This window comes from Albidovulum sp., assembly GCF_049646345.1.
Classification (GTDB): domain Bacteria; phylum Pseudomonadota; class Alphaproteobacteria; order Rhodobacterales; family Rhodobacteraceae; genus Albidovulum.
Map to the genome: position 1 here is coordinate 1 of NZ_JBARVQ010000830.1, position 9,648 is coordinate 9,648.

The 9,648-nt window shown below is 64.0% G+C and carries 8 protein-coding genes; 3 read left to right on the plus strand and 5 right to left on the minus strand.

The window, feature by feature from the left end:
* Both WBB85_RS21715 and WBB85_RS21720 read right to left on the minus strand, forming a co-directional pair.
* The coding region (locus tag WBB85_RS21715; protein WP_432640653.1) for an MFS transporter at positions 1–666 on the minus strand (666 nt) is incomplete at its 3' end.
* A 40-nt stretch (positions 667–706) separates the two neighbouring features.
* Positions 707–1,612: a LysR substrate-binding domain-containing protein gene (locus tag WBB85_RS21720; protein ID WP_432640654.1), complete on the minus strand. Its 906-nt coding sequence runs from the start codon at positions 1,610–1,612 to the stop codon at positions 707–709.
* Positions 1,613–1,715: 103 nt separating this feature from the next.
* Here WBB85_RS21720 and metF point away from each other — a divergent pair, with 103 nt between their 5' ends.
* Together metF and WBB85_RS21730 are read left to right on the plus strand one after the other, a co-directional pair.
* A complete protein-coding gene (gene metF, locus WBB85_RS21725) occupies positions 1,716–2,582 on the plus strand; it encodes a methylenetetrahydrofolate reductase [NAD(P)H] (protein WP_432640655.1) in 867 nt (288 codons plus the stop codon).
* Positions 2,583–2,675: 93 nt separating this feature from the next.
* Positions 2,676–3,158 (plus strand): PaaI family thioesterase, encoded by a 483-nt coding sequence (locus tag WBB85_RS21730; protein WP_432640659.1) that lies wholly within the window; start codon positions 2,676–2,678, stop codon positions 3,156–3,158.
* Here WBB85_RS21730 and WBB85_RS21735 read toward each other — a convergent pair.
* From WBB85_RS21735 to WBB85_RS21745, 3 genes are all read right to left on the minus strand, one after another.
* Complete coding sequence (locus WBB85_RS21735; protein WP_432640660.1) at positions 3,142–4,188, minus strand: DUF2235 domain-containing protein; 1,047 nt, start codon at positions 4,186–4,188, stop codon at positions 3,142–3,144. The two genes, WBB85_RS21730 and WBB85_RS21735, sit on opposite strands and share 17 nt — an antisense overlap.
* 671 nt (positions 4,189–4,859) lie before the next feature.
* A complete protein-coding gene (locus WBB85_RS21740; RefSeq protein ID WP_432640656.1) occupies positions 4,860–6,869 on the minus strand; it encodes a hydantoinase/oxoprolinase N-terminal domain-containing protein in 2,010 nt (669 codons plus the stop codon).
* Between the two features lie 108 nt (positions 6,870–6,977).
* Positions 6,978–8,594, minus strand: coding sequence for a GMC family oxidoreductase (locus WBB85_RS21745; RefSeq protein WP_432640657.1), 1,617 nt, complete (start codon positions 8,592–8,594; stop codon positions 6,978–6,980).
* A 232-nt stretch (positions 8,595–8,826) separates the two neighbouring features.
* Here WBB85_RS21745 and WBB85_RS21750 point away from each other — a divergent pair, with 232 nt between their 5' ends.
* Entirely contained in the window at positions 8,827–9,621 is a 795-nt protein-coding gene (locus WBB85_RS21750; protein ID WP_432640658.1) for an alpha/beta hydrolase, read from the plus strand.
* Positions 9,622–9,648: the final 27 nt, after the last annotated feature.

Here is a 9,648-nt window from a genome sequence, read left to right on the forward strand (position 1 = left end):
TATCCGCTCTGCCTCTGTCCCGTCGGTGGCGGGCTTGTCCGCCGGGCCCAGCCCGAACCAGATCCAGATGGCAAGGCCCAGCGCCTGCAGCCCGAACACGGCAAACCCCGTGCGCCAATTGGCATAGGTCACGAAAAGCCCGCCAAAGAGCGGCCCGAGAAAGGCCGAGGTGCCCCAGACCACCGACATTGCCGCCATGATCCGGGGGATCAGCCGCGCAGGGAATAGTCGTCGCGCCGAGACGAAGGCGAGGGCGGTCAGCCCGCCGCCGCCCAGCCCCTGCAGGACCCGACCCGCCAGCATCACCTGCATCGCCGGGGCCAGCGCGCTGATCATACAGCCGAGCCCGAAGGCAAGGGCCGCGACTGTCATGGGACGGCGCAACCCGTGCCGGATCGCGATCAGCCCGCTGGCCGCACCGATGACAATCGACCCGGTCTCATAGAGCGCGAAGTTCCACGCGATCAGGTGATCGCCGCCAATCCCGGCGACGATGGCGGGCATCATCGTCGCAACGATCAGGCTGTCTGCCGCATGCAACCAGACGCCAAGGCACACCAGCACCAAAGATGCCGCCATGTCGCGCCGCAAAAGATCCCTCCACGGGGCACCTTCCATCTCTACCGCCATCGTCATCTGGTGCCTTTCCTTTGTCAGGGTCGGCATCTTGGTAATTGCTCAGGTTAGGTTGAGGTCAAGCCCTGAGTCACGCCCGTTGCAACTTAACCGGCTCACTGCGCGCCAGCCGCAGGAAATGCGCCATGAATGGTCGTATTGCGTCCTCTTCCCGTGTGGCGGCATACATGCGTTTGGTCAGGCCCTTTTTCGTCACCGGTCGGGTAATGTAGTCCGGCTGATACTTCACCTCGCGCAGCACCCAGTCGGGCAGCACCGACACGCCGCGATCCGAGGCGACCAGCATCAGGATCACTGCGGTCAGTTCCACCTGCCGCACGGCACGGGGTTCGACGCGGGCGGGCGTCAGCACCTCGGCGAAAATATCGAGCCGGGTGCGGTCCACAGGATAGGTGATCAGCATCTGATCGCGGAAGTCCTCGGCCTCTACATAGTCCTTCTCCGCCAAGGGGTTGGTGCGCGCCGCGACAAGCGTCGGCGCATAGTCGAAAAGCGGGTTAAAGGTGACATCCGGCAACTTTTCAGGGTCGGACGAAATCACCAGATCCACCTCTTCGCGCATCAATGCCTCCATCGCGCCGAAGGCGAGACCAGGGCGGATATCGACATCGACCTCGGGCCAGGCGCGGCGGAACTGTTCAAGGACCGGGAAAAGCCAGTCGAAACAGGCATGGCATTCAATGGCGATATGCAACCGCCCCGACCGCCCCGCACGAAGGGCGCGAAACTCCTCGCTCAGCGCCTCCATTTCGGGCAAAACCCGTTCTGCGGTGCGCAAGACGCGCAGACCGGCGGCCGAAAGTTTCAAGGGCTTCGTGCGCCGCACGAACAGCTCCATCCCGGCCTGATCCTCCATCCCCTTGACCTGATGCGACAGCGCTGACTGCGTGATGTTCAGCGTATCGGCCGCGCGGGCAAGGCCCCCGGTTTCATGGATCGCCTTGATCGTGCGAAGATGGCGCAGGTCGAGATGCATCGGGTGGAACCTTCAATAGGACTCATATAGTTCTTGAGAATTATGAATTTGTCTCACGCCCTTCCTCATGGGACAAGAGGGCATTGAAGACAAGGATACAACCATGCCCGCACCCCGCATCTCATTTGAATTCTTCCCGCCGAAGACGCTTGAGGCGTCGTTCCAGCTTTGGGAAACCGCACAGATGCTGGCGCCCTTGAAGCCGAGCTTCGCTTCGGTCACCTACGGCGCGGGCGGCACGACCCGCAAGCTGACGCATGAGGCGGTGACGACGATCGGCACGCATTGCGGCATGAATGTCGCGGCTCACCTCACCTGCGTCGAGGCGACGAAGGCCGAAACGCTGGAGATTGCGGGGGCCTATGCCGAGGCGGGCGTCACCGAAATCGTGGCTTTGCGGGGCGACGCGCCAAAAGGGGCGGAGAAATTCACCGCCCATCCCGATGGTTTCGCCTCTTCCGTCGAACTGATCGAAGCCTTGGCCGATACCGGAAAATTCAGGATCCGTGTCGGCGCGTACCCCGAGGCGCATCCCGAAGCCGCTGACATGGCCGCCAATGTCGACTGGCTGAAGCGCAAGATCGATGCGGGCGCCTCTTCGGCCATCACCCAGTTCTTCTTTGAGGCGGAAAGCTTCTTCCGCTTCCGCGATGCCTGCGAAAAGGCGGGCATCGACGCGCCGATCATTCCCGGCATACTACCGATCATCTCCTGGGACGGCACCAAGCGCTTTGCCCAAAGCTGCGGCACGACTATCCCGGCCTGGCTGGAGGACGCGTTCATCGCCGCCAAACGCGACGGGCGCGAGGAGCTGCTGGCCACCGTCATCGCCACCGAGCTTTGCGACAACCTGTTACAGGGCGGGGTCGAGGATCTGCACTTCTACACTCTGAACCGGCCCACGCTGACCCGCGATATCTGCTTCGCGCTCGGCATCGCACCGGAAGTCTCCCTGCAGAACGTGGCTTAGGCCACCGTTATGCAACCCGGCCCCGGACAGGTCATTGCCCGGGGCCGGTTCTTGAGGCAGGCTGGCACCGCCAACACGGAGACCGCCATGCCGATGCCCTTCATCGCCCAATCCCCCGCCGATCTCGCCAATCGCGAGACGCTTCTGTCGATGTCCGGCCTTGATTTCATGCGCGGCATTCTTGACGGACGCATCGCCGGGCCAGCGATTGCGCGGACGCTGAACTATACGCTGCATCTGGTGGAACCGGGCCGGGTGGTGTTTCGCGGCAAGGCCGGATTTGGCCATACAAACCCGATGGGGGCAGTGCATGGCGGCTGGTATGGCACGCTTCTGGACAGTTGCATGGCCTGCGCGGTGATGACGACCGTGCCCAAGGGGCGGTTCTACACCACGCTCGACTATTCGGTGAATGTCACACGAGCACTGTCATTGGGGATCGAGATCGAGGCCGAGGGGATCGTCCAACATTCCGGCCGCTCGACCGGGGTCGCACGCGGAGAAATCCGCGGGGTAGAGGATGGCCGCATCTACGCGACCGGCACCACGACCTGCATGATCATGTCCGGCGGGTAAGCCGCGTCGCGGGCAGTGCCCAGCCGCGCTTTGCCTGATTGTCCAGATGTGCAGTCGGGTGGATGCTTTCTGACGGGTCGATCCCGACCTGCCGCTTGGCGCGCAACAGGAACGCCTTGCCCCAGCCGCGCACCGTCCCGACCGAGGGCACAGTCGCATCCAGCACCAGACCTTCGCGCCAGTCGAGCGGCAGGGATAGCTTGTGGTCCGCAGCCTTTTCCAGCATCCAGACCAGCGGCACGTTCGACAGGGGGCGTGCGGCATTGAACCCGCCCAACTGACCGCCGACATCGCCATGCGACCCCCGGAACCAGACCTGTTCGATCCGGCCCGCCCAGTCGCCATTCGTCGTTTCCCAAAGGATCGGATTGAAGGCCGCGCGGTTTTCGTTCAGCGCCAGCGCGTGATAGCCATGCTTGACCACCGGACCCAGCGCATGGTTGTGGAAATCGTGCTGTGGTTCGGTCCACATCCACAGGAACGGCAGCCGCACGCCCAGAGCCTTGACCGTATCGAAGGCGCCGATCATCTCGATCTCGACCTTCTCATGGCAGAAGCGGCGGCGGAACGCGGCCTCAAACTTGCTTTCGCTTTCGCGCTGATAGTAGCGGTAGGCGAATTTCACATTGCGCTCGGTCGCGTGTTCACCGCGCAGCAATCCGACCTGATCGATGATCCCGGCAAGCGAGCGCACCGCATAGGCACCACGCGAATAGCCGAACAGGAATACCCGGTCACCGGGCCGGTAGCGCGAGGCCAGCCAGCCATAGGCGCGGCGGATCTGCCGGTTGATGCCGCGCCCCATCGCGACATCGGGCGTATGGCGCCACATATGCCATTGCACGCCTGCCTCATAGTAGATCGACATCTGTGCCGACTGACAGTTCTGCAAAAGCCGGTAGATGCGGCCGATATTGGTTTCATGCCCCGGAGAGAGGCTGGACAATGTCCCGTCCAGAAGGATGACGTGATCGGTGGGGCCGCGACCGCGCTTGGCGCTTTGCGTTTCGACCCGGCGGCCGATGCGCAGAAGTCTCCAAAGCTGATCGGTAAGCCGTGTCACCCTACCCGTCCTTCCGTGCCTTCACCCAAGTGCAAGCCTAACCCGGTCGGCGAGTCGCCCCTAGTCAGGAATCCGTAACTTACTGTTACGGCTTGTTTCCGTTTCCGCACGGGCAACAGTCCCCGCCCCATGCACCGCATGTCCATTCTTTGGCCGATGGGTCTTGGGTCTGGCATCTGCTGTTCCCGGTTCGGCGGCAACCGATCAGTATGACCGGGTGTCCTACATCAACTTAGGGCCGATGCCGCCATCGATGGAGGATATGGAAACAAGTTTGACGAAAGGTTGAGCGGTCGTGTGGCGATTTCCGGGCAATTGCGCGCATGCCGAGCGTAAATCCCATTTCGTATCCGCTGAGGATCGTGACCAACTTGAGGGCACGATCATCCGTAATACGTTTGTCTGCAATGAACTTTTGCGGTCATTACCCATGCACAACGCTAGCTTTGAGGTTGCCTGCCCGTGGTGTGGTGCAGCGCGCCCGTCTACTGGAAAACTTATGGCTGCAACGCCCGTCCGAACTTGTTCTGTGCACGCAGCCACAAAAAAGTTAACCGGGCGAAGGTCTGTATCCTTGAATGGAGACAAAATCCCGCCTTTTACCGTTCGCAACCCTCCGGCTTGCATCTCTTCAACGCTCAACCCGTTGCAATCCGCGGGCGGCCCTGTGCTGTGACCCGCAGCCGGGCTTCGATGAACATCGGCTGGCCTTCGATCTCGATCTCGGAAATGTCGCGGTCAACGCTCAGGCGGACCTTCTCCACCCCGGCCTGCCGGGCGCGGGTCTCGGCATCCTCGATCAGGGCGGCCTCCAGCACTGCAATCGCCTTGTCGCGGTCGTTGAAGCGCTGCGGGCCGTCGGGCAGGTGGGCGGAGAAGAGGCCGGGTCCGGGGCTGGTGACAATGCCCTCGGCATGCATGGCGATCTGACCGACGACGGCGCCGATGGCGTTGGCCACGCCCGCATGTTCGGGCAGGACCATGCGGGTGCCGATCCGGTCGCCCACCGCACCGTAATAGGAGGGTGCCGAGGCGCCGAGCCCGATGACCGGCACGCCAAGGCCGGTCCGCACCGTTATGATGCCGGAATGCCCGTCGAGCCCGGCCTTCATCAGCGGATGGCGGGCGAGCGCCTCTGGCGCCTCACCCCAGTCGCGGCTGTCTTCGGCAAAGGCGGCCTCCAGCAGGCAGTCGACGGTCTGAGCGGTCAACTGGTCGATGATAGCCTGCGCCAAAGCCTCTGGCCCCGCCGCGATACGGTCGCCGCGTCCGTTGCGGCGGCGGGCGAAAAGGGTGACGGCCTTGCGCGCGGCTGTTGCGTCCCAGCTGTCGAGACGGCCCAATACATGGGCGGCGTCAGAGGGCGTCACGCCCGAAAGCATCACATGGCCGCGCTGGACAAGGCGGATCAGTGCGGGCAGTTCCAACCGTGTCCGCACGCAATCGGCGATTCGGCGCGGCCCGGCCAGCAGCCGCTCGACCACCGCTGCCTCGCGCCCCGAAAGCCCATCGGGCGGGGTATCGCGCCACATCGGCAGGGCAAAGCGCCCGTCATGTTCGCCCACCGCATCCAACGACAACCAGGTATCGAGCGCATCATGCACCAGATCGGGATGGTCACGCGCCGCCAAGGCCACGGGCACCAGACGGCGGGGCCCAAGGCGCAGACCAGTTTGCAGCCCTTCAAGCAGATGCACCTCGCTGTCGCCGCCAAGGCCGGTCGTGCGCATTGCCACGGCTTCGACCATGGTGCGGAACTCACCCACCCGCGCGCCCATCGGGTCGATCATCGGCTTGCCGTCCTTCAGAAGGCAGACATCGGTCGTGGTGCCGCCGATATCGGAGACCAGCGCATCCGCCTCTCCGGTCAACCAGCTTGCGCCCGCGATGGAGGCGGCGGGGCCGGAGAGGATGGTTTCAATGGGCCGGTCGCGGGCGAGGTCGGCGGAAACCAGCGCCCCGTCACCGCGCACCACCATCAAGGGCGCGTCGATGCCAAGGCTTGCCATATGCGCCTCACAGGCGGTGATCAGCCGGTCGATCATGCCGATCAGGCGGGCATTCAGCACTGCCGTCAGCGCCCGGCGGGGGCCGTTCAGCCCGGCGGAAAGTTCGTTCGAACAGGTGACAGGCTTGCCGATCTTTTCGCGGATCAGGTCACGGGCAGCGTTCTCATGCGCCGGGTTACGCGTGGCGAAACTGGCGGCAACCGCAAAGCCGGAGACATCGGGGCCAAGCGCGTCAATTCCAGCCGTGAGGGCTGCGAGGTCGAGGGGTGCGACCTCGCCGCCGCCATGGTTGTGCCCCCCCGCCAGCCGGATCACCGGATCGCCCTTCAGGGCCTCGGTCAGCCCGGCGCGGGCAAGTTCGCTTTCCTCAAAGCCGATGAACACGAGCGCCACACGCCCGCCTTGCCCTTCGACCAGCGCATTGGTGGCGAGCGTTGTCGAAAGCGAGACCATGGCGATTTCGGCGGCCTTCACGCCCGCCTTTTCAATCGCCGCATCAATGGCGCGGCCGACGCCCAGCGACAGGTCGGGACGGGTTGTCAGGGATTTCGCCGAGGCGACAACACGGTCCTCGCCCTCATTCAGAACCACCGCGTCGGTATAGGTGCCGCCGGTGTCGACGCCGAGAAGATAGGTCATTCCAGTTCCCATTCCCATTTACAGTTCCCGACCGTCCCGGACTTGATCCGGGACCTCCCCGGCGGCCGGGGCAGAGGTCCCGGACCAAGTCCGGGACGGCGGCGCGCTTCACTCCGCATCCGTCAGGATACGGTCTGCCCCGATCCAGCCGGTCAGAATCGACGGAGCATTGGTATTGCCGCCGATCAGCGTTGGAAAGACCGAAGCGTCGCAGACGCGCAGACCCTCGACACCGTGCACCTTCAGGTCGGGATCGACCGCCGATGTCGCGGGATCGCTGCCCATCCGCACCGTGCAGGAGGGGTGGAACACCGTCCCGGAGCGCACGCGGAAATCGGCGATCAGGTCTTCGTCGCTGATGACTTCCGGCCCCGGGCGCAACTCCTCGGCAATGAGAGACCTCATCGGCTCCTGCGCCGCGATCTTTCGCAGGTACTTCACCGCCAGCAGCATCTCGTCGACGTCATGGTCGGTCGAGAATGCATTGGCGACGATCCTCGGCGGCGCAAAAGGATCGGCGGAGTTCAGCGTGATCTCGCCCCGGCTGGTCGGGCGGCAGTTCGAAAGCCCGATGGAGAGGCCCGAGAACGGGTCGGGCGTCAGCAGCGGGCGTTCGCCCACGCGGGGGACCAGCGTTGAGAAGGCCTGAAAGTAAAGCTGCATATTGGGGCGGGGCAGGTCGGGTGAGGTGCGGAAAAACCCGCCCGCATGGTTGATCGACTTCGCCAAAGGCCCCTTGCCGCCCATGAAGTATTTCATGCCAACCAGCATCTTGCCCCACCAGGGCCGCAGGATGTCGTTATAGGTCGGCACATTCATCCGCCAGGTGTAGTTGACGCCCTGATGATCGTTGAGGTTCTGGCCGATCTGTGGGCTGTCGGCGATAACCTCGATCCCTTGGCTTTTGAGGTGGTCGACCGGGCCGACCCCGGACAACATCAAGAGTTGCGGCGAGTTGATCGCGCCGCCCGACAGGATCACCTCGCGCCCGGCGCGCACCTCATGCAGCCTGCCGCCCCTGCGGTACTCGACGCCCACCGCGCGGCGGCCTTCAAAGAGGACGCGTGTCACATGGGCATGGGTCAGCACGGTCACATTCGGCCGTTTCATCGCGGGGCGCAGAAAGGCGCGGGAGGCGGAGTTGCGGCGGGCCTCGCGGATGGTCATCTGATAGATGCCGACGCCTTCCTGTTCCACGCCGTTGAAATCGGCGTTGCGGGGCAGGCCAGCGGCCTCGGACGCGCCGATATAGCTTTCGACCAGCGGATGAAGGTCGGTGCGATTGGCCGATATGAAGAGGGGGCCGCCTTTGCCGCGCAGCTCATTGCCGCCAGCCTCGTTGTCCTCAATGGCGCGGTAGGCTTCGCGCACCGCATCCCAGCCCCAGCCGGGTCCGGCCCTCTCGGCCCAGTCGTCATAATCGCTCTGGTGCCCCCGGATCCAGACCATTGCGTTGATCGACGACGATCCGCCAAGGATCTTGCCGCGCGGCCAGAAGTCCTGATTGCCCGCAAGGCCGGGGTCGGGTTCCGTCTTGTACATCCAGTTGACGGCCGGATCGAAGAAGAGCTTGCCGTAGCCCAGGGGCAGATGGACATAGAACCGGCGGTCAGATCCACCCGCCTCAAGCACCAGCACCTTGTGCCGACCGTTGGCCGAGAGCCGTTCGGCCAGAACCGAGCCCGCCGATCCGGCACCGACGACAATATAGTCAAATCCGTCCAACGACGTCTCCCCCATGCCGGACCCGTGATCGCCCGGTCGCGTCCGGGTTTCAGGCCGTTCCGCGACGGGCCTTGTCCGAATGCGACCGATTCCGGGCCAAGGTGCGATATTGTGCTTTCGACCGCGCTACGAATTCGCATCGAGCAATGTTGAGATTTCAAGTATCCGAATTCGAATGAAAAATGTTCGAATTCTGATTAAGAGCAGACCCAATTCGCTATAGGGTTCCGGAATGAGCCGCGATCTACAAGAGCCAATCAAACTACGCCGTGATGAGCTGCGTTTTGTCGCGGGCGACAGAGAAACTCCACTCGGTATCACGCTTTACCGCCCTGATGGTCCGGCACGGGCGACGGTGATCTATGCCCATGGCGGTGGCTTCAGCCATGGCAGCCGTCGGGACAGGACAGCAGAGCGTCTGGCGCGGCGGCTTGCGCCCGAAGGCATAGCCGTCGCCTCGATCGACTACCGCAAACGCACCGCGCTTGGGGCCTTCCCGCAGGAACACGCGGCGATGATCGCAGATGCGCAGACCCGCACCGCGCGGGTCGGGCTGCGGATCAATCCCAACTATTGCGGTCCCGCTTTCTATGCCGCTGTCGAGGACTACGCAGCCGCTTTGGCCCATCTGCGCGAACAGGCGAATGCGCTGGGCCTCGGCGCCCGGATGGTGGCCCTTGGTGCGTCGGCAGGCGGGATCGCTGCGGCATCCCTGGCCTATCCGCCGCGCGGGCCATGGCAGGACCTGCCGCGCCCCGATGCGGCCATGGGTATTTGCGCGGCGATGGTACAACCTTGGCGGCTGACAACAGACGGTCCGCCACTGGTCATGATGCACGGATTTCATGACGGCGTGATCCCGCCGCAAAATCTGCGGGTATTGGCCCGAAAGGCTGGCAGAAAGGGCGCGCCCGTTGCGGTACATGTCACCGAAGTGCGCGGCCATCGCCATCAGGTCGATGCCTTTCTGAACAGGGCCGACCCCGAGGGCCGGCCCTATCTCGATCTTCTGCGCACGCTTCTCTGACCCGCCCCGGACCTGATCCGGGGCCTC